The sequence below is a fragment of the Xanthomonas hawaiiensis genome, from assembly GCF_031834635.1.
GTDB classification, from domain to species: Bacteria; Pseudomonadota; Gammaproteobacteria; order Xanthomonadales; family Xanthomonadaceae; genus Xanthomonas_A; species Xanthomonas_A sacchari.
Map to the genome: position 1 here is coordinate 3,120,885 of NZ_CP115873.1, position 20,488 is coordinate 3,141,372.

At 69.0% G+C, this 20,488-nt stretch carries 16 protein-coding genes; 9 read left to right on the plus strand and 7 right to left on the minus strand.

What is annotated here, in order from left to right:
• The first annotated feature begins 28 nt into the window (after positions 1-28).
• Positions 29-751: a 4'-phosphopantetheinyl transferase family protein gene (locus tag PG878_RS13430; RefSeq protein ID WP_209031747.1), complete on the plus strand. Its 723-nt coding sequence runs from the start codon at positions 29-31 to the stop codon at positions 749-751.
• A 135-nt stretch (positions 752-886) separates the two neighbouring features.
• Here the strand turns inward: PG878_RS13430 and PG878_RS13435 are convergent, their stop codons facing one another.
• Together PG878_RS13435 and gpmA are read right to left on the minus strand one after the other, a co-directional pair.
• Positions 887-1,138, minus strand: a complete 252-nt coding sequence (locus PG878_RS13435; protein ID WP_209031746.1) for an SHOCT domain-containing protein — start codon at positions 1,136-1,138, stop codon at positions 887-889.
• A gap of 36 nt (positions 1,139-1,174) precedes the next feature.
• Positions 1,175-1,924, minus strand: coding sequence for a 2,3-diphosphoglycerate-dependent phosphoglycerate mutase (gene gpmA, locus PG878_RS13440; RefSeq protein WP_010342084.1), 750 nt, complete (start codon positions 1,922-1,924; stop codon positions 1,175-1,177).
• A gap of 241 nt (positions 1,925-2,165) precedes the next feature.
• On the opposite strand from gpmA, the gene nfi reads away from it, so the two are divergent.
• Entirely contained in the window at positions 2,166-2,888 is a 723-nt protein-coding gene (gene nfi / locus PG878_RS13445; RefSeq protein WP_209031745.1) for a deoxyribonuclease V, read from the plus strand.
• Between the two features lie 39 nt (positions 2,889-2,927).
• Here the strand turns inward: nfi and PG878_RS13450 are convergent, their stop codons facing one another.
• A complete protein-coding gene (locus PG878_RS13450) occupies positions 2,928-3,320 on the minus strand; it encodes a hypothetical protein (RefSeq protein WP_209031744.1) in 393 nt (130 codons plus the stop codon).
• Positions 3,321-3,628: 308 nt separating this feature from the next.
• Between PG878_RS13450 and PG878_RS13455 the strand changes: the two genes are divergently transcribed.
• The 4 genes from PG878_RS13455 to PG878_RS13470 all read left to right on the plus strand — a co-directional run bounded on the left by PG878_RS13455 (position 3,629) and on the right by PG878_RS13470 (position 8,305).
• On the plus strand, positions 3,629-4,498 hold the full coding sequence (locus PG878_RS13455) for a pirin family protein (protein ID WP_209031743.1): 870 nt from the start codon (positions 3,629-3,631) through the stop codon (positions 4,496-4,498).
• A 364-nt stretch (positions 4,499-4,862) separates the two neighbouring features.
• A complete protein-coding gene (locus PG878_RS13460) occupies positions 4,863-5,330 on the plus strand; it encodes a hypothetical protein (protein ID WP_209031742.1) in 468 nt (155 codons plus the stop codon).
• A gap of 672 nt (positions 5,331-6,002) precedes the next feature.
• Entirely contained in the window at positions 6,003-8,084 is a 2,082-nt protein-coding gene (locus tag PG878_RS13465) for a carbon starvation CstA family protein (protein ID WP_209031741.1), read from the plus strand.
• Positions 8,084-8,305: a YbdD/YjiX family protein gene (locus PG878_RS13470; protein ID WP_209031740.1), complete on the plus strand. Its 222-nt coding sequence runs from the start codon at positions 8,084-8,086 to the stop codon at positions 8,303-8,305. The genes PG878_RS13465 and PG878_RS13470 overlap by 1 nt, the downstream gene beginning before the upstream one ends.
• A 284-nt stretch (positions 8,306-8,589) precedes the next feature.
• Here the strand turns inward: PG878_RS13470 and PG878_RS13475 are convergent, their stop codons facing one another.
• On the minus strand, positions 8,590-9,276 hold the full coding sequence (locus tag PG878_RS13475; protein WP_209031739.1) for an HAD-IA family hydrolase: 687 nt from the start codon (positions 9,274-9,276) through the stop codon (positions 8,590-8,592).
• A 370-nt stretch (positions 9,277-9,646) separates the two neighbouring features.
• Between PG878_RS13475 and PG878_RS13480 the strand changes: the two genes are divergently transcribed.
• Together PG878_RS13480 and PG878_RS13485 are read left to right on the plus strand one after the other, a co-directional pair.
• A complete protein-coding gene (locus PG878_RS13480; RefSeq protein WP_209031738.1) occupies positions 9,647-10,414 on the plus strand; it encodes an ankyrin repeat domain-containing protein in 768 nt (255 codons plus the stop codon).
• Between the two features lie 34 nt (positions 10,415-10,448).
• A complete protein-coding gene (locus PG878_RS13485; RefSeq protein ID WP_209031737.1) occupies positions 10,449-11,639 on the plus strand; it encodes a Tle-like phospholipase domain-containing protein in 1,191 nt (396 codons plus the stop codon).
• A 196-nt stretch (positions 11,640-11,835) separates the two neighbouring features.
• On the opposite strand, the gene PG878_RS13490 is transcribed toward PG878_RS13485, so the two are convergent.
• The 3 genes from PG878_RS13490 to PG878_RS13500 form a co-directional block, all read right to left on the minus strand.
• Positions 11,836-13,080: a DUF819 family protein gene (locus tag PG878_RS13490; protein ID WP_209031736.1), complete on the minus strand. Its 1,245-nt coding sequence runs from the start codon at positions 13,078-13,080 to the stop codon at positions 11,836-11,838.
• Between the two features lie 365 nt (positions 13,081-13,445).
• Positions 13,446-15,515, minus strand: a complete 2,070-nt coding sequence (locus tag PG878_RS13495; protein WP_209031735.1) for a S9 family peptidase — start codon at positions 15,513-15,515, stop codon at positions 13,446-13,448.
• Positions 15,516-15,986: 471 nt separating this feature from the next.
• Positions 15,987-17,945: an OPT family oligopeptide transporter gene (locus PG878_RS13500; RefSeq protein WP_209031734.1), complete on the minus strand. Its 1,959-nt coding sequence runs from the start codon at positions 17,943-17,945 to the stop codon at positions 15,987-15,989.
• Between the two features lie 682 nt (positions 17,946-18,627).
• On the opposite strand from PG878_RS13500, the gene PG878_RS13505 reads away from it, so the two are divergent.
• The gene (locus PG878_RS13505) at positions 18,628-20,394 is read left to right on the plus strand and encodes a peptide MFS transporter (protein ID WP_425510439.1); all 1,767 of its coding nucleotides are present in this window, start codon (positions 18,628-18,630) and stop codon (positions 20,392-20,394) included.
• Positions 20,395-20,488: the final 94 nt, after the last annotated feature.

The window sequence follows — 20,488 nt, forward strand, 5'->3', positions numbered from 1 at the left end:
CGGCCTGCGCAGGCCCTAAGCTAGGGCCATGGATGCCCTGGCCCCCATTGCATCGCCATTCGCCCGCCTCGCCCTCGGCGCGCATCGCATCGCCGTGCCGGACGCCTGGCTGCTGCCGTTCGAGGTCGATGCCTTCGACAGCGACGATTTCCAGCGCCATGGCCTGCAGCCGCCGCCGTCGATCGCGCGCAGCGTGCGCAAGCGCCAGGCCGAGTACCTGGCCGGACGGCGCGCCGCTCTCGCTGCACTGCGCGCCGCAGGCAGTACCGCAACCGACCTGCCGATCGGCGCCGACCGCGCGCCGATCTGGCCCGCCGGCTTTCTCGGCAGCCTCTCGCATACCGACGGCCTGGCGGTGGCCATCGCCCTGCCGGCGTGTGCCGGCGCCAACGGCATTGGCCTGGATATCGAACGTGTGGTGGCAGAAGACCAGCTCGAGGCGATCCGCACCGTGTCCCTGGACGCCAGCGACTGCGCCGCGCTGGCCGGCCTCGCGCACGTCCGCGGCTGGCCGTATGCACTGACCCTGGGCTTCTCGGCGAAAGAGAGTTTCTACAAGGCCGCGGCGGCGACCGTCGGCCGCTTCTTCGACTTCGACGCCTTGCGTATCGAAGGCTGCGATCCGGCCAGCGGCAGCGTGGAGACGCGGATCGCCGCGCCGCTGGCGCCGGCCTTGACGGTCGGGCAGCGGCATCGCCTGCATTGGGTGGACGTGCAGCCGGGCCTGCTGCTCACCAGTTGCGTCTGGTAGCGCCTCCAGCGCGCTCGCACGGCCGCGGGATGCGGCAAGACGCGCGACATGCGACACGCCGCGCAGCGCACACCACCGCACTGCGCGATGTGTCGGCAGGCGCGACGACGCGGCGCCTGCCGCTGGGTCATGCCCTCACAGCGCGGCCAGGATCTGCTCGCGGCGGCGTGCGTACTCGGCCGCGTCGATCAGCCCCTGCGCTTGCAACTGCTCCAGCGCGCGCAGGCGCTGCTCCACCGAGGCGGCGGGCGGCAGCGGCGGCGCCGCCACGGCCGCCGGCCGGCGCCGCTGCGCGCGGATCGCCATCCACACCGCCACGCCGATCAGCAGCGGAATGCCGAGCATGACCATCAGCACGAGCCAGTGCCAGACGCTGAATCCACCCATCGCGTTCTCCTGCCGGTTGCGCGCCGATCCTGGCGCTTACTTCGCCTTGCCCTGGTTGGCCACCGCCTCGGCCGCCTTCTTCGCCGCTTCCGGATCGCCCAGGTAGCGGTAGGACTGCACCTGCAGGCTGTCGTCCAGTTCGAACAGCAGCGGGATGCCGGTGGGGATGTTGAGTTCGAGGATTTCTTCGCGCGACACGTCGTTCAAGTACTTGTACAGCGCGCGCAGCGAGTTGCCGTGGGCGGTAACCAGCACGGTCTGCCCGGCCTTGAGTTGCGGCGCAATGGCGTCGTGCCAGTACGGCAGCACGCGCTCGAGCGTGGTCGCCAGCGACTCGGTGGCCGGCAGCGCGTTGCGGTCCAGGGTAGCGTAGCGGCGGTCGTGCAGCGGATGGCCCGGATCCTCGGCATCCATCGGCGGCGGCGGGATGTCGTAGGAGCGGCGCCAGATCTTGACCTGGTCCTCGCCGTGCTTGGCCGCGGTCTCGGCCTTGTCCAGGCCCTGCAGGCCGCCGTAGTGGCGCTCGTTGAGGCGCCAGCTCTTGTGCACCGGCAGCCAGTCCTGGTCCAGTTCCTTCAGCGCGCCCTGCAGGGTGTGGATGGCGCGCTTGAGCACCGAGGTATGGGCGACGTCGAACTGCAGGCCCTCCTCGCGCATCAGCCGGCCGGCGGCCACGGCTTCCTGGCGGCCCTGTTCGGTGAGGTCGACATCGACCCAGCCGGTGAAGCGGTTATCCAGGTTCCACTGGCTCTGGCCATGGCGCAACAGTACGAGTTTGCGGGTCACTGCGACAGTCTCCGTTGGGGGATGCGTGGGTCGTGCGGCCCTGGATTGTAGCCTTTGGGGGGGAATGGGGAATCGGGAATGGGGAATCGTTGAAGCGGTTCCCGCGCGGCTGTAGCCAGCAGGCGGCGCTTGGCCGTCCGACTTGCTTGAGAACCAAGCCGTTGCGATTCCCCATTCCCCATTCCCGATTCGCAGCATCTCCTCCACACCCCAGCGACGAACACGGCGCGATCATCGGCGCATGGACACTTCCACGCACCCCGTGTTCGGCGACTGGGACGGCAGCATCGTGCAGGCGCGCGCGCTGCAGGCGACGCTGGCGCGCCAGGTCAGCCTGCAGGACGACGTGCCCGACCCGCCGCGCTGGCTGGCCGGTTTCGATGTCGGCTTCGAGGACGATGGCCAGGTCACCCGTGCCGCCGCGGTGCTGCTGGATGCGCAGAGCCTGCAGCTGCAGCAGGCCGAGATCGCGCGCGTACCCACGTCGATGGCCTACGTGCCCGGCCTGCTGAGCTTCCGCGAACTGCCGGCGCTGCTGGCCGCGCTGGACCTGCTGCGGCAGCGCCCGGACCTGGTGTTCGTCGACGGCCAGGGCATCGCCCATCCGCGCCGGCTCGGCATCGCCGCGCACTTCGGCGTGGTCACCGGGCTGCCCAGCATCGGCGTGGCCAAGACCCTGCTGGCCGGCCGCTTCGAGGAACCCGGCGCGCAGGCCGGCGACCACAGCCCCATCGTCCACCGCGGCGAAGTGGTCGGCTGGGCGCTGCGCAGCAAACTGCGCTGCAATCCGCTGATCGTCTCGCCCGGCCACCGCGTGGCGGTGGACAGCGCGCTGCAGTGGACCCAGCGCTACCTGCGCGGCTACCGCCTGCCGGAACCGACCCGGCTGGCCGACCGGCTGGCCTCGCGCCGCGGCGAGATGCCCGCGCCGGTCACGCAGACGGAGACCGGGTCGCTGTTCTGAATCGGCCGCTGCACCGGGCGCGGCGGCCGGCCGGAGCGCTCATCGGTTGCTGATGACGATACCGTTGTCGACGATGTGGATGTACATGCCCGCCGGGCGCGGGCGCGCGAGGAACTGCAGATTGACGCTGGCGATGCCGCTGCCGACGGCGCAATCGGCGGTCGCCATGCCGATCGCCGTGTAGCGGATATTGGTGCGCAGGGTCGGGCCGGCGATGCGATGGCCATTGGCCACCGGATAGCAGCCGGCACCTTGTCCACCGGTGACCAGCAACGCCTTCGCGTCCCACAGATCATTGATGATCTCGGTGGGCACGTTCATGTTCGGCACGCCTTGCGCCTGCGCCGCAAACGCCGCGCCCGCGAGCAGGACCAGGCCAAGGCGCGACCAGGCGGCGCGGCGACAGCGCAGATGCGATGCGACATGTTTCATATGTGTGCTCCTTCGGGGAGAAGAGGGATCGATGCAGCGCCGCGTACCGTGCGCTCGCTCGTGCGACCGGACGCGACGCGCGCCGATTATTCACAGGCCCGCCACTGCGTCGCAGACAAGAAGCGCACGCAATTCGCACTATGCGATTCCGGCACGCCGGCATCACCGCGCGACATAGCGCGAACGTGTCGCGGATCGGTCTGCCGCGCATGACCGCATGCGAGACAGTCCGTCTTGCCGTGGCGCCGCACCGCGACCGTCCGCGCATGCGAAGCTTCGCTTCCGTCTTTGCGACTGCGAGCGTCCGCATGCCCACCCTCATTGCCCCCCGCGTCCACGATATCGGCGGCTTCGAAGTGCGTCGCGCCGTTCCCAGCATGCAGGCGCGCAGCGTCGGCCCGTTCGTCTTCATCGACCACATGGGGCCGGCGGTGTTCGAGCCTGGCCATGGCGTGGACGTGCGCCCGCATCCGCACATCGGCCTGGCCACCGTCACTTTCCTGTGGTCGGGCGAGATCGGCCACCGCGATTCGCTCGGCTCGGACCAGGTGATCCGCGCCGGCGACGTCAACTGGATGACCGCCGGCCGCGGCATCTCCCACTCCGAACGCACGCCGTCGGCGCTGCGCGAGCACGCGCACCCGCTGCACGGCATGCAGACCTGGGTGGCGCTGCCGAAATCGGCGGAAGAGACCGCGCCGGCGTTCTACCACCATGCCGCCGCCAGCCTGCCGCAGCAGCGCCGCGACGGCGTGTGGCTGCGGGTGATCGCCGGCCGCGCCTACGGCGAGGAATCGCCGGTGACGGTATTCGCCGACACCCTCAACGTGGCCCTGGACCTGGAGGCGGACGCGGAACTCGACCTGGATACCCGGCATGCCGAGCGCTCGCTGTACATCCTGGAGGGCGAGGCGCAGCTGGACGGCGTGGACATCCCGGCGCGGCACCTGGTCCTGCCCGAGCCGGGCGCGCGCGGGCGGCTGCGCGCCAAGACCCCGCTCAAGGCGATGCTGATGGGCGGCGAACCGCTGGATGGCCCGCGCCACCTGTGGTGGAACTTCGTCTCCAGTTCGGTGGAACGCATCGAGCAGGCCAAGCAGGACTGGCGCGAGGGCCGCTTCGGGACCATCCCGGGCGACGACCAGGAATTCATCCCGTTGCCCGAACCGGGCCGCTGACGCACCGGTTGCCGCCACATCGGGCGGCCAGGGCAAGCGGTCTGCGCGGACGCCGTTGCCCTCTCCCGTCCCTGGTCACCGTCGGCGCATCCCTGTCAAACCCTGCGCACCGGCGCGGCCCGGCGGGTGCTGGCATGCCGTACCACGCGTACGGATATTCCGGAATCCGCATCCCAATTGTCAGCGCGGCCATGCTGGGCTATGGTGCAGGCGCGGCCGCGTGCGCGTGGCCGCACACGGGACACGCACTGCGTCGGGGGATGCACTGCCGGGATCCCGCACAGGATGGGCGCTCCCGCAGACGACGCCGCAGGCGTGCGTATGGAACGAACGCGTCGCATCGCGGCGTATGGGGACATCGCGAATGAAGACACTCTTGCGCAAGGCGCTGCTGACCGCTGCGGCGGCGTTGCCCGCCGCTGCCGCCACCGCGCAGCAGGCACAGAACTGCCCACCGCTGCCGCCGCAGAGCAAGCTGCAATGGAACGAGCGCAGCGACAAGGGTTTCATCGTCTGCCGCGCCAGCGACGCCGACGGACGTCAGGTGCTGGGCATGATGCTCACCGCACGCGACCCGAACATTCCGCTGCAGCGCACGCTGCGCGAGGAAAAGGGCGCCATCGCCGGCGAGCAGGTGTACTGGTACCGGCCGGACCTCGGCGGCGCCGAACTCCCGGGCCTGGCCTCGCGCCGGATCGCGGTGGCGGAACTGAAGAAGGGCCAGTTCGCCCAGGTGTGGATCGACGCCGCCGACACCCAGGAACTGCAGACCCTGCAGTCGCTGGTGCAGGGCCTGGACATGCGCCAGTCGAGCCTGGCGCTGGAGCGCTGAGGCCCGCAGGTTCGAGATATGACGCAGGAGCGGCTTCAGCCGCGATCGGCGCAGCCATCGTTCCATCGCCTGCGGCGGCGCACCCTTCTCCCCCGGGAGAAGGTGCCCCGCAGGGGCGGATGAGGGTCCGGGCGCAGCCTCGTGCAGCGTCCGGTAGCAGAGGCTGGTTCCATGAGGGCTTCGCCCCGGACCCTCACCCCAACCCCTCTCCCGGAGGGAGAGGGGCTCGCGCCTCTCCCTTCTCCCCTCGGGAGAAGGTGCCCCGAAGGGGCGGATGAGGGTACGGGCGCAGCCTCGTGCAGCGTCCGATAGCGCAGGCTGGTTCCATGAGGGCTTCGCCCCGGACCCTCACCCCAACCCCTCTCCCGGAGGGAGAGGGGCTAAAGCGCGCTTCGACGATTCCTTATCTGTTCGAAGCCATGACCTCCCTTCTCCCTCCGGGAGAAGGTGCCCCGAAGGGGCGGATGAGGGTACGGGCGCAGCCTCGTGCAGCGTCCGATAGCGCAGGCTGGTTCCATGAGGGCTTCGCCCCATACCCTCACCCCATCCCCTCTCCCGATGGGAGAGCGGGCTTCTTCTACGACCAAAGTACTAGGCCCCTGACCGCCCCCGCCATTGACCCTCCAGGCCATCGGGGCGACCCTTGCGGCAATCTTTGGGGGAGCGTTCTGCATGAAAGGGTTTTCCAAGCTGGCCTGGGCCGCACTCGCCATCCTGGCGGCGTTCTGCCTCGGCACCATCGCCCTGCGCCGCGGCGAACACATCAATGCGCTGTGGATCGTGGTGGCCGCGGTGTCGATCTACCTGATCGCCTATCGCTTCTACAGCCTGTTCATCGCCGACAAGGTGATGCAGCTCGACCCCACCCGGGCCACGCCGGCGGTGCTCAACAACGACGGCCTGGACTACGTGCCGACCAACAAGCACGTCTTGTTCGGCCACCACTTCGCCGCCATCGCCGGCGCCGGGCCGCTGGTCGGGCCGGTACTTGCCGCGCAGATGGGCTACCTGCCCGGCCTGCTGTGGCTGGTGGTCGGCGTCGTGGTCGCCGGTGCGGTGCAGGACTTCATGGTGCTGTTCCTGTCCAGCCGCCGCAACGGACGCTCGCTCGGCGACCTGGTGCGCGAGGAGATGGGCCAGGTGCCCGGCACCATCGCCCTGTTCGGCGCCTTCCTGATCATGATCATCATCCTGGCGGTGCTGGCGATGGTGGTGGTCAAGGCGCTGGCGGAAAGCCCTTGGGGCATGTTCACGGTGATCGCGACCATGCCCATCGCGATCCTGATGGGCGTGTACATGCGCTACATCCGCCCCGGCAAGATCGGCGAGATCTCGGTGGTCGGGCTGATCCTGCTGCTGGCGGCGATCTGGTTCGGCGGCAAGGTCGCCGCCGATCCCACCTGGGGCCCGGCCTTCACCTTCACCGGCACGCAGATCACCTGGATGCTGATCGGCTACGGCTTCGTCGCCTCGGTGCTGCCGGTGTGGCTGCTGCTGGCGCCGCGCGACTATCTGTCCACCTTCCTCAAGATCGGCACCATCATCGCCCTGGCGATCGGCATCCTGGTGGTGATGCCGGAACTGAAGATGCCGGCGCTGACCCAGTTCGCCGCCAGCGGCGACGGCCCGGTGTGGAAGGGCGGTCTGTTCCCGTTCCTGTTCATCACCATCGCCTGCGGCGCGGTGTCCGGCTTCCATGCGCTGATTTCCTCGGGCACCACACCCAAGCTGCTCGCCAACGAGTCGCACATGCGCTACATCGGCTACGGCGGCATGCTGATGGAATCGTTCGTGGCGGTGATGGCGCTGGTGGCGGCCTCGATCATCGACCCCGGCGTGTATTTCGCGATGAACAGCCCGGCCGCGGTGATCGGCGCCGACGTCGCCGCCGCCGCGCACCACATCAGCACCACCTGGGGCTTCGCCATCACCCCGGAGCAACTGACCGCCACCGCGGCGGCGATCGGCGAACCCACCATCCTGCATCGCGCCGGCGGCGCGCCGACGCTGGCGGTGGGCATCGCGCAGATCCTGCACCAGGCCATCCCCAACAGCAGCGACGCGATGATGGCGTTCTGGTACCACTTCGCGATCCTGTTCGAGGCGCTGTTCATCCTCACCGCGGTGGACGCCGGCACCCGCGCCGGCCGCTTCATGCTGCAGGACCTGCTCGGCAACTTCATCCCGGCGTTGAAGAAGACCGAGTCGTGGACCGCCAACATCATCGGCACCGCCGGCTGCGTCGCCCTGTGGGGCTACCTGCTGTACACCGGCGTGGTCGATCCGTTCGGCGGCATCCAGACGCTGTGGCCGCTGTTCGGCATCTCCAACCAGATGCTGGCCGGCATCGCGCTGATGCTGGGCACGGTGGTGCTGTTCAAGATGAAGCGCGACCGCTACGCCTGGGTGACCGCGGTGCCGGCGGTGTGGCTGCTGATCTGCACCACCTACGCCGGCCTCATCAAGATCTTCGACAGTAACCCGTCGCAAGGCTTCCTGGCGCAGGCGCACAAGTTCCAGGACGCCATCGCCAGCGGCACCGTCACCGCACCGGCCAAGTCGGTGGCGCAGATGCAGCAGATCGTCACCAATGCCTACGTCAACACCGGGCTGACCGTGCTGTTCCTGTGCGTGGTGTTCGCGGTGCTGATCTATGCGGTGAAGACCATTCTTGCCGCGCGCCGCAACCCGCAGCGCAGCGACCGCGAGACCGCGTACGTGGCCCTGCAGCCGCACCAGATGGCGGACCTGTAATGGGCGCACTGGTTCCGGTCGGGCAGTACCAGGCGCACCGCCGGTTGTGGCGGCGCCTGGTGCAGACCGCACGCCTGTGCTGCGGCATCCCCGACTACGACAACTACGTGCGGCACATGCTGGAAAAGCATCCGGACCGCGAGCCGATGGACTACAAGACCTTCTTCCGCGAGCGCCAGGAGGCGCGGTACGGCGGCAAGAGCGGGTTTCGCTGTTGTTGAGGGGCCGGGATCGGGGAGTCGGGATTGGGGATGGGTGGCGTGGCGCCTGAGAGCGCCTGACCATTCGACCGGATCACACGGCGGCTCTCGTTCTGAACGCGGCGATGTCCGGCAATGGGCATCGCCGCGTCGCTGTTGTAGGAGCGGCTTCAGCCGCGAGGCCTTACCGATAGCGCGTCGCGGCTGAAGCCGCTCCTACGAGCAGAACGACATTCCGCGATGCCGGGCGCGCGCGGAAACCTCCATTCCCCAATCCCGAATCCCGATTCCCCAATCCCGGCGCTTCAAGCCGCCGCGGCGCGCACCAGTTCCGCATAGGTCTGCGGCAACTCGCGCATGTGCTCCATCACCGCGGCCACGCCGAGCTGACGCAGCGTCGCGGCATGGCCGGCGGGGATGTGCGCGGCACCGGTGAAACCGATCACGGTCATGCCGGCGGCCAGCGCGGCGCTCGCGCCGGTGGCACTGTCCTCGATCACCAGGCAGCGTTCCGGCGCGACGCCCAGCGTCTTCGCCGCCAGCAGATACACGTCCGGCGCGGGCTTGGGCCGCGCCACCATGTCGGCGCTGAAGATGCGCTCGCCGACGCGCTCGGTCAGGCCGGCGCGCGCCACCGAGGCGACCACGCTCTCGCGCATGCTGTTGGAGGCGACCGCCAGCGTCAGCGGCAAGGCCAGCAAGGCCTCGCGCACGCCGGCGATCGGCTGAACTTCGGCCGCAATCAGCGCTTCGGAGCGCGTGCGGATCTCCTGGTACAGGCCCGGCGGCAGGTCCAGCGCGTACTGCCGTTGCACGCGCTGCACGATCTCCTGCGCGGTGAGGCCGAAGCTGCCGGCGAGAAACTGTTCCAGTTCGACCCGCGGCACATAGGCGCCCAGCGCGTCGAGCATCACCCGGTCGGCCAGCACTTCGCTGTCGACGAGTACGCCGTCGCAATCGCTGATCAACAGGTCGAAGGGGGTCGCCGTCATCGCGGGCTCCTGTGGGAAAACTGCCATTATGCCGCCGTGCGCATGTCCCTCGCCTGTGCGGCGTCGATAGCGGCGGCACAGGCCGGCCACGGACGCGTATGACCGGCGCAGGGAAAGACGCACGCGCGTATGCGAACTGGCGGCGCCTGTACGCCCTGCCCGTTCGCACCTGCAACCACGCCTTGGCGGCATTCCGATTGCCAAGCGTTTGTTTCCGGTTAAACCACCCGGCACCGAACGGAACGCCGCCTGAGATCCGCAGACAACGTCACAAAACTGCCGCGAAACCCCGGCAAAGCGCTGCTAGGATCGACATCGGCGCCAGGACGTGCGCCGTCATCCAGGACCGCGAACAGGAAAGGAGCCTCGCATGCGTACGCCCGTCCCCGCCCTGATCGCACTCGCGACCTCGCTGTTCTTCTCGATCAGTTGCGCCGCACAGCCCGGCGCCCAGGAGCATTCCGCCATGTCAGCCACGCTGCAGGATCATTCGGTCGCCTTCCGCGACCCCGCACTCGCCGACATCGCCGCCGCCATCGCGCGCGGCGATGTCGCCCGCATCGCCGCCCTGGCGCCCAGCACGGACCTGTCCGCGCACGGCGACCAGAACGTCACCCTGCTCGAATGGGCCATCTGGAACGAGCAGCCGCGCGCGCTGGCGGCGCTGCTCGACGCCGGTGCCGACCCGTCGCTGCCGGGCATGGACCAGGAAACCGTGGTGCACATGGCGGCGATGGCCAAGGACCCGCAGTACCTGCAACTCCTGCTGCAGCACGGCGCCCCGGTCGACCCGGTGAGTGCGCGCGCGAACTGGACGCCGCTGTTCCGCGCCGTGCAGAGCAAGCGCGACGCGCAGATCGAGATGCTGCTCAAGGCCGGCGCCGATCCGAAACGGGTCGACGCCACCGGCAACTCATTGCTGCATCTGGCCGCGCAGAGCAGTGCCGGCAACCCGTGGGTGCCCAAGCTGCTGCAGGCTGGGGTCGATCCGAGCCTGCGCAACGCCCAGGGCAAGACCTTCCAGGCGTACTTCTTCAACACGCCCGAGCGCCTGCTCAACGCCAATGCGCAGCAGGTCCGCAACGACGTGCGCGCCTGGCTGAGCGCACACGCCATCCCGTTGGAAGCGAGCCGCTGACGCGGTCGGTCGCCACATTCGCACGGAGCCGCGCATGAACCAGAACGATCTTTCCCCGTCCGATCCGTCCACCTCCTTCTCCGACGCCGTCCGCGGCCAGCAGCCGCAGGCGGTGGACCGGCAACTGCCGCCGCTGCTGCAGGATCTCTACCACACCGCCGCCGAGCGCCGCACCGGCGGCGCCGAGACCTTCGCCGCATTGCCCGATGGCTGGTCGCGCATGGACGACGCCGCACTGCAGCGCGCCGGCATCGATCCCAGCCTGCAGCACGACGCCAAGAGCGGCTTCGATGCCGCGTTCTACCGCAACCCGCAGGGCAACGTGGTGCTGGGGTTCTGCGGCACCGACGAACTGAAGGACTGGAAACACAACATCGGCCAGGGCCTGGGCTTTTCCGACGCGCAATACGCCTCGGCGATCCAGCTCGGCAGCCAGGCCAAGCAGGCCTTCGGCGACAACCTACTGATCTCCGGGCACTCGCTGGGCGGCGGCCTGGCCGCGGCCTCGTCGATGGTCAACGACGTGCCGGCGGTGACCTTCAATGCCGCCGGGGTCAACAACAAGACGCTCGAGCGCGAAGGGCTCGACGCCGATGCCGCCAAGGCCTATGCCGCCGACGGGCTGATCCGCGGCTATCACGTCAAGAACGAACTGCTGACCTATCTGCAGGAAGACAACCTGCTCACTCGCGGCCTGATGCCCGACGCCGCCGGCCACCAGATCCAGTTGCCGGAACCGGACCCGCTGTCGTTCGGCCAGCGTTTGGTCCCCGGCATGATGCTCAAGCATCGCCTGGACCTGCACGGCATCGACTCGGTGATGAAGGCCGAGGACCTGGCGCAGAACCAGCGTCAGGCGCAATCGGGCGCGCTGTCGACCGGCAGCCGCCTGTTCAACGACGCCGTGGTGCAACTGGACGGGCAACGCGACCGACTCGGCTTGCACGACGACGCCGCCTTCCTCAACACCGCCGCCAGCGTGGCCGCACGTGCCGGCCAGGACGGCCTGCACCGTATCGACCAGGTCCTGCCGAGCCGCGATGGCGACCGCCTGTTCGCGGTCCAGGGGCAGCCGGAGAACCCGGCGCACCTGCGCAGCCAGGTGCAGACCGCGGCCGCGGCCCACGAACCGTCGCAGGCGAACGTCGGCCAGTTGCAGCAGCAGAACCTGCAGGCGCCGCCGCAACAGCAGGAAGAACGGCAGCGCAGCGTGGCGATGCAGTAGTCTCCGACTGCACACGGCAGGCGTCCACGCGGGCGCCTGCCGTGGCTTCCACTATCCAGACCAGCCGTTTCGCAAGCACACCGCCGGACGCAGCGTCCTCGGATCCACGCCCGCGGCGTAAGGCAGCAGGCCCAGCGCCGGCACCCACATCATGCCGCCGCGTGCGAACAGGCCGCGACCATCACGCAGCCGCGGCTCAGCCAGCGCCGGCCATCGCGCGCAGGGTGATCCCGACCAGATAGGCCAGATAGGTGCCGGTGGCGTAGCCCATCGTGCCCAGCAGCACGCCGACCGGCGCCAGCGCCGGGTGGAACGCGGCGGCCACCACCGGGGCCGAGGCCGGGCCGCCGACGTTGCTCTGCGAGCCGATCGCGAAATAGAAGAACGGCACCCGCAGCAGCTTGCCCAGCGCCAACAGCAGCAGGACGTGCACGACCAGCCAGATCAGGCCGAGCGCGAAGATCCAGGGGCGGTCGAACAGCGCCAGCAGGTCCATCTGCATGCCGATGCAGGCGATCAGGAAGTACAGCAGCAGCGTGCCGATGCGCGAGGCGCCGGCGCCCTCCAGGGTCCGCGCACGGGTGAAGCTGAGCAGCAGGCCGAAGGTGGTGGCCAGTACCACCACCCACACGAACGGCGAGCCGAGGCTGAACTGCTTGGCCCAGCTGACGTTGGCGTCGAACCACGCCGCCGTGGGGGTGGCGATCGCATGCGCCAGGCCAACCGCGCCGAAGGCCACGCCGACGATCAGCATCAGATCGGTAAGACTTGCCACACGCTCGTGCTGGGCCTGGAAGTGGGCGATACGCTGCTTGAGGTCGTCGATGCCGCGGGTGTCGGCGCCCGTGCGCGCGTCGATCGCCGGCGCACGCTGTGCCAGGAAGATCAGCAGCGCCATCCACACGTAGCCGACGCCGACGTCGACCACCGCGAACTGGCCGAAGGTGGTGGCATCGACCTGGAATACCTCGCGCATCGCCAGCATGTTGGCGCCACCGCCGATCCAGCTGCCGGCCAAGGCCGCCATGCCGGCCCAGGTGTCGCCGGCCACGGTGACCGGATGCAACCACTTCATGATCTGGAACGCCACCACCGCGCCGAGCATGATGCTGAAGGACGCGCCCAGGTACATCGCCACCAGCTTGGGCCCCAACCGCAGGATGCCCTTGAGGTCGACGGTGAGGGTGAGCAGCACCAGCGCCGCCGGCAGCAGCACGTCGCGCGCGACCGGGTTGTAGAGCGAATTGTGTTGTCCGTCGATCAGCCCGACCGTGTTGTAGATGCCCGGAATCAGATAGCACAGCAGCAGCGCCGGCACGACGCCGTAGAAGCGCTTCCAGACTCCTGACGGCCGCGCCGCGGTCCAGAACACCGCGCCCAGGGTGGCGGCGATCAGGCCGAAGATGACGATGTCGTTGGTGATCAGGGGCGTCGAGGGCATCGGGCGGTGGGGCGGGGATTCGGGAGTGGGGATTCGGGATTCGTGAGCCGCGGCTGGAGGTTTTGAGGTGTAAACGAAGATCGACAGAGCGCAACAGAGCGCAACAGAGCGCAGGGGAATTCGCAGGAGCGATGCGCTGCAAGCGCGCTGTTGTTTCTGTTGGAGGGGCTTCAGCCCCGACGCTTTAGCGGTAAGGCGTCGGGGCTGAAGCCCCTCCCACAAGGGCTATCGGATTACCGGGATCGCGGAAAATCCCGAATCCCGAATCCCGAATCCCGAATCCCGAATCCCGAATTCCCAATCCCCAATCCCGGGACCTGGGCCATGACCCAGGATGGGGCCCGGAAACCCGAGCCCCAGGTCCTTCACTGCCCGATATGCTGCTTCAGCCAGCCGTTGACCGTGTCGTGCCACAGGATGCTGTTCTGCGGCTTCAGCACCCAGTGGTTCTCGTCCGGGAAGTACAGGAACTTGGACGCGATGCCCTTGCGCTGCAGCGCGCCGAACGCGGCCAGGCCCTGCTCCATCGGGATGCGGAAATCCTGCTGGCCATGGATCACCAGCATCGGCACCTTCCACTTGTCCACGTGCAGGATCGGGTTGAACTTCTCGTAGCCGGCCGGGTTCTGCCACGGCGTGCCGCCGTTCTCCCACTCGCTGAACCACAGCTCCTCGGTGGCGTAGCCCATCATGCGGTTGTCGAACACGCCGTCGTGGTCGACCAGGCACTTCCACGGCTTGTTCCAGTTGCCGGCCATCCAGTAAACCATGTAGCCGCCGTAGCTGGCGCCGAGCGCGCAGGCCTTGTCGCCGTTGAGGAAGCCGTACTGCTTCTGCGCCGCGTCCCAGCCCTTCTGCAGGTCTTCCAGCGGGCGGTCGCCCCAGTGCTGGCTGATCGCATCGGTGAAGGCCTGGCCGTAGCCGGTGGAGCCGTGGAAGTCGATCATCACCACCGCATAGCCCTGTCCCGCGTAGGTCTGCGGATTCCAGCGGTAGCTCCAGCCGTTGCCGAAGCTGCCCTGCGGACCGCCGTGGATCAGGAACGCGACCGGATAGGTCTTGCCTTCCTGGTAGTTGTACGGCTTGACCACGTAGCCGTGCACGGTGTCGTTGTTCCAGCCCTTGAACGAGAACTGCTCGTAGTCGCCGAACTTCACGTCCGGCAGCATCTCGCCGGCGCTGGGGGTGATGGCGCGCGGCTGCTGGCCATCGGCGTCGGCGACCATGATCTGGTCGCCGCTCTTGAGGCTGTTGCGGGTGAAGGCCAGGGTGTTGCCGGCCAGCACCGGCGCGCCGACGCTGCCGTCGGCGGCCACGGTGCGTACCTTGCCATCGGCCACGTCGACCGCGAACAGCGGGTGCTGGCCCATGTCGTCGGCGGTGGTGTAGACGGTCTTGCCGTCGGCCGAGAGCACGATCTCGCCAGCCGAGCGATCCCACTGCGGGGCGATCTCGCGGGTCTTGCCGCTGGCCACGTCCATCGCCATCAGGCCGAAGCGGTCGGCCTCGAAGCCGGGGCGCTTCATCGCGCGATAGAACAGCGTCTTGCCGTCGGCGGAGAACACCGGGCCGGCGTCCCAGGCGGGGTTGGACGCGGTCAGGTTGACCGGCGCGGCCTTGCCGGCGGCGTCCAGCCGGTACAGGTCGAAGTTGGTTGACCACGGCTCCTCGCGGCCGGCCACGCGCACGCTGGCGACCAGCGACTGCCCGTCCGGCGCCCAGGTGTAGTCCTCGCTGCCGCCGAACGGCTTGGAGGGGATGTCGCCGGCCAGGGTCACGCTCACCGCTGAGGCGCCGGCCACCGGCTTGGCCTTGGCGCCGGCCGGCAGCGGCGCGACGAACAGGCTGTTGCGACGGCCGTCGTTCCAGGTGTCCCAGTGGCGCACGAACAGCTGATCGAACACCACGCCGGTGGCCTTGGACTGCTTCTTGGCGTCCAGGCGCTTCTGCGTGCAGGCCAGATCCGAACCGCAGTCCTGGAACACGCCGGCGCTGAAGGCCACGCGGTCGCCCTGCGGGGAGATGCGGTAGCTGTCCACGTCCAGCGCGAAGTCGGTGAGCTGGCGCGGCGCGCCGCCGGCCAGCGGCAGCGCGTACAGCTGCTGGCGGCCGGACTTGGCGCTGAGGAAGTACACGGTCTTGCCGTCGACCGACAGTTCCGGCGAATTGACGTTCCAGCCTTCCGGGGTCAGCCGCTTCGGCGGCGCCGCATCGCGGGTGCGCAGGTCGCGCAGCCACAGGCTGGTGCTGGACTTCTCCAGCGCCTTGTCCATCTGCCGCTTGGCGAAGATCACCGTGCCGCCGTCGGGCGTCAGCAGCGGCGAGGACACCCGGTCCAGCGCGACCATGTCGCGGACTTCGAAACCGCGGGTGGCGGCCAGCGCGGGCAGCGCGGTCAGCAGGGCCAGGGGCAGCAAGGCGTAGCGCAGGGTCATCGGGTGTCTCCGGAACACGGCAAAACGTCGATGGTAGGGGCCGTGGTGGGCGTGGCGCAAAGGACTGAAGTCATGGAGAGGCCGGGAATGGGGAATCGGGATTGGGGATTGGGAAGAGCGAGGCGCTGGCTCGTCTGGGATTAGGAAGACCCGCACTGACCCGGTTTCGGATAGCAAGCGGACCGTGGCCATACCGCGGCCGGATGAGCGTGGTGGATCGGGAGTGGCCGCGAGGCATTAATACGGCGAAGTGCAGCAGGCCGGTGCCGAAGCTGGCCTTGGTGGTGAGGCGGACCGCGGGAGGCGCACGCGGCCGGGGCAAGATTCGGTCTTTGCGACACACGCGGCACGGAGCAGCCAGCGAGAAGCTGGTGGGATCGGCACGTGCGGCGTGCGGACCCGGCCGGAAAAAGCGAAGCCCGGCGCGGGGCCGGGCTTCGGTTGCTGCATTGCGGGAGGCGGTTGCGCCGGTTACGCGCGCGGCGCGGCCGCGGCTTCGCCCTTGCGGCCGGTGCGGTACAGCAGCCAGCCGACGAAGGCCAGCAGGGACAGGCCGGCCCACTGGTTGAGGTGGAACGCCTCCGGCAGTGCCAGCACGTCGGCGCGGCCCGAGGCCACGATCGGCACCGCGATGGCGATGCCCATCAGCGCTTCGCCGGTGATCAGGCCCGCGGCGAACAGCGTGCCCGGACGGTGCACGCGATCGCGACCTTCTTCGTCGTCGGCGCGGATCTTGTGGAAGCGCTCGACCAGATGGGTCAGCAGGCCGCCGAGGAAGATCGGCACCATCAGCTCGAGCGGCAGGTAGATGCCGATCGCCGCGGCCAGCACCGGCACGCGGAAGCGCTTGCCGGTCTTCTTCAGCCACTCGTCCAGGGCGATGATCGCCGCGCCGACGCCGGCACCGATGCCGATCATGGTCCACGGCAACTCGCCGCCGAACAGGCCCTTGGCCACCGACGCCATCAGCGTGGCCTGCGGCGCCGCCAGCGCATTGGGATGCTGCGGCGTGGCCGCGCCGATGCCATAGGCCTGGGCCAGCAGGTTCAGCACCGGCGCCATGATCAGCGCACACGAGAACGCACCGATCGCCAGCATCAGTTGCTGCTTCCACGGCGTGGCGCCGACTAGGTAGCCGGCCTTCAGGTCCTGCAGGTTGTCGCCGCCCACGGCGGCGGCGCAGCACACCACCGCGCCGATCATGATCGCGGCGACCGCGCCGATCGGCGAATCGCGCCCGAGCAGCAGCACCAGCACCGCCGAGGCGAACAGGATGGTGGAGATGGTGATGCCGGAGACCGGGTTGTTCGACGAGCCGATCAGGCCGGCCAGATAGCCGGACACCGACACGAACAGGAAGCCGGCGACGATCATGATGAGGGTCATCGGCACGCTGACGTGCCACTGGCCGACGATGGCCTGGTACAGGCCCAGCAGCGGCAGCGTGCACAGCAGCAACGCCACCAGCATCCACTTCATCGGCAGGTCGCGGTCGGTCTCGGCCACCGCGGCGCCGCCGGTGCTCTTGCGCGCCGCGGCGAAACCGCTCTTGACGCCCGACAGCAGCGACTTGCGCAGCGAGAACAGCGTCCACACGCCACCGATCAGCATCGCGCCCACGCCCAGATAGCGCACCTTGGCCGCCCAGATGCCGAACGCAGCCTCGGCCGCTGGCGCATTGGCCAGGCTTTGCGCCAGCGCCGGGTCGGAGCCCATGAAGAATTGCTGGTACAGCGGGATGGCGATGTGCCAGGACAGGATCGAACCGGACAGCACCACGATGCCGACGTTGAGCCCGACGATGTAGCCCACGCCCAGCAGCGCCGGCGACAGGTTGGTGCCGACGTAGCCGACCATCTTGCTGCTGCCGATGTATGCGGCCTGCGCCCAGGTATCCGGGATCACCTTCAGGCCGCTGGCCGCACCGAGCTTGACCAGCCCGCCGATCGCCGCCGACAGGCCCAGGATCTTCAGCCCCGGCCCGGGATTCTCGCCGGCCTTGAGCACTTCCGCGGCGGCCTTGCCTTCCGGGAACGGCAGCGGATCCTCGACGATCATCGAGCGCCGCAGCGGCACCGAGAACAGCACCCCGAGCAGGCCGCCCATGCCGGCGATGCCCAGCACCCACCAGTACTTGAAGTCCGGCCAGTAGCCCATGATCACCAGCGCCGGGATGGTGAAGATCACCCCCGCCGCGATCGAGGAACCGGCCGACGCGCCGGTCTGCACGATGTTGTTCTCGAGGATGGAGCCGCCGCCGAGCAGGCGCAGCACCCCCATCGACACCACCGCCGCCGGAATCGCGGTGGCGATGGTCAGGCCGGCGAACAGACCGAGGTAGGCATTGGCGGCGGACAGCACCACGGCCAGCACGATCGCCAGCACCACGGCACGGAACGTGAGCTGGCGCGGCGCGGCAGCGTTGTTCATGGTTACCCCTGAAACGACAAAAACGCTTTGCACGCTAGCGTCTGGGGCCGGGCAAGTCCAGCCTCCCGGCGCCCAGCTTGTGGCACATGCCTGGGGACGGGGATTGGGGATTTGGGATTGGGGATTTGCAGAGGCTGAGGCATCTGGTAGCCCCTCTCCCACCGGGAGAGGGGTTGGGGTGAGGGTCCGGCGGCACGCAGCGCGCTCCAGCCATGCGGGCTACGCCCGACCCTCATCCGCCCCTGCGGGGCACCTTCTCCCGCGGGGAGAAGGAACTGCGCTAGCCCCTCTCCCACCGGGAGAGGGGTTGGGGTGAGGGTCCGGCGTCACGCAGCGCGCCCAGCCATGCAGGCGCTGCCCACCCTCATCCGCCCCTGCGGGGCACCTTCTCCCGAGGGAAGAAGGAACTGCGCTAGCCCCTCTCCTACCGGGAGAGGGGTTGGGGTGAGGGTCCGGCGTCACGCAGCGCGCTCCAGCCATGCAGGCGCTGCCCACCCTCATCCGCCCCTGCGGGGCACCTTCTCCCGATGGGAGAAGGAACCGCAAGCAGCCCCTCTCCCACCGGGAGAGGGGTTGGGGTGAGGGTGCGGCCCACGCCGAACCCTCCATGCCGCGCGCCGCCACTCGGGCGGGTGCAGGCGCGCCTATACTCCGCCGCTGCCTTCCTGCGCCGAGAGTCGCCGTGTCCGTGTCCTCCCTGCCGCTGCGCGACGCGCGCGACGATTTCCTCGGCCATCCCAAGGGCGTCTACGTCTGCTTCTTCACCGAGATGTGGGAGCGCTTCTCCTTCTACGGCATGAAGGCGCTGCTGTTGCTGTACCTCACCAAGTACCACCTGTTCGGCGACGACGCCGGGCTTGACCTGCTCGGCGCCTACGGCGGCCTGGTGTACTGCGTGCCGGTGCTCGGCGGATTGCTCGCCGACCGCTGGCTGGGCATGCGCAAGGCGGTGGTGTTCGGCGGCCTGCTGCTGGTGCTCGGCCACATCGGCATGGCCTTCGAGGGCCACGCCGCCACCCGGATCAACGGCGAGGTGGTCCGCGATACCGCGTCCCTGGGCGTGACCTACCTGTCGCTGGCGCTGATCATCATGGGTGTGGGCTTCCTCAAGCCCAACATCTCCACCATCGTCGGCAAGCTGTATCCGGCCGACGACCCGCGCCGCGATGCCGGCTTCTCGCTGTTCTACGCCGGCATCAACCTCGGTGCCCTGTTCGCCTCGCTGGTCTGCGGCTTTCTCGGCGAGGCCTATGGCTGGCGCTACGGCTTCGGCGCGGCCGGCATCGGCATGCTGCTCGGCCTGGGCATGTTCCTGTGGGGCCAGAAATACCTGCACGGCCACGCCGAACCGGCGCAGCCGGCGCTGCTGCGCGAGCGCGTGCTCGGCGTGCCGCGCGAATGGGCGATCTACCTGTGCGCCGTGCTGGGCGTGCTGCCGGTGGCCGCCTTGATGTGGGCCGCGGCCAATGGCGCCTTCAGCCTCGGCGGGGAAATCTCCCTGGCCCTGCTGCTGATGCTGCTGGTACTCGGCGCGGTGCTGCTGTGGTTCGCCTGGTTCACCGGCACCCAGTGCACCCCGGTGCAGCGCCAGCAGATGATCGCGCTGATGGTGCTGATCGCGATGGCGCTGGTGTACTTCACCCTGTACGAGCAGACCTACGGCTCGTGGGTCACTTTCACCGACCGGCTGATGACCAAGGACATCGTGCCGTCGCTGGTCATCCGCGGCGGCACGCCGCTGCCCTGGTCGATCACCTCGCTGCTGCTGGCGCCGCTGGGCTTCGTGCTGGCGGCCTCGCTGTCCGATCGTCGCCCCGGCTCGTCGGCGCCGCGGCGGCTGTTCGTCGCGGTCAGCGCGCTGATGCTGCTGTTCCTGATCCGCGACTGCCTGGTGCTGCCGCAGACCGCCGGCTCGCTGACCTACCTGGGCGCGCTGTTCCTGGTGCTGCTGGCGCCCCTGTTCGCCGCGCTGTGGGCATGGCTGGCGCAACGCGGACGCGAGCCGTCCAAGCCGACCAAGTCGGCGCTGGGCTTGCTGCTGGCCGGGCTGTCCTTCGTGCCGCTGGCGCTGGCCGCGCAACAGGTCGGCGCCACCGGTCAGATGGCCAGCGTGTGGTGGCTGGTGCTGGCCTACTTCGTATTGGAGGCCGGCGAAATGTGCCTGTCGCCGGTCGGCCTGTCGGCGGTGACCCAGCTCGCGGTGCCGCGCGTGGTCAGCCTGATGATGGGCACCTGGTTCCTGGCCACGGCGTTCTCCGAGGCGCTGGCGGCGCTGTTCGGCAAGCTCGCCGCGATCGAGGTGCCGGATGGCCAGACCCTCAACGTCGCCGACGCCGCGGCCAAGTACGCGCACCTGTTCTGGCTGCTGCTGTGGATCGGCGTGGGCTGCGCGGTACTGGCCTTCCTCGCCGCGCCGCTGCTGCGGCGGATGATGCATGGGGTGCGTTGAGCGGGTTGCCACGGATGCCCCGCCAGTGCGACCGTGATTGCGACAAGGCCTGACGTCAGCCTGAGCCACTGACCGACCGAGTCAAATGCGGTCC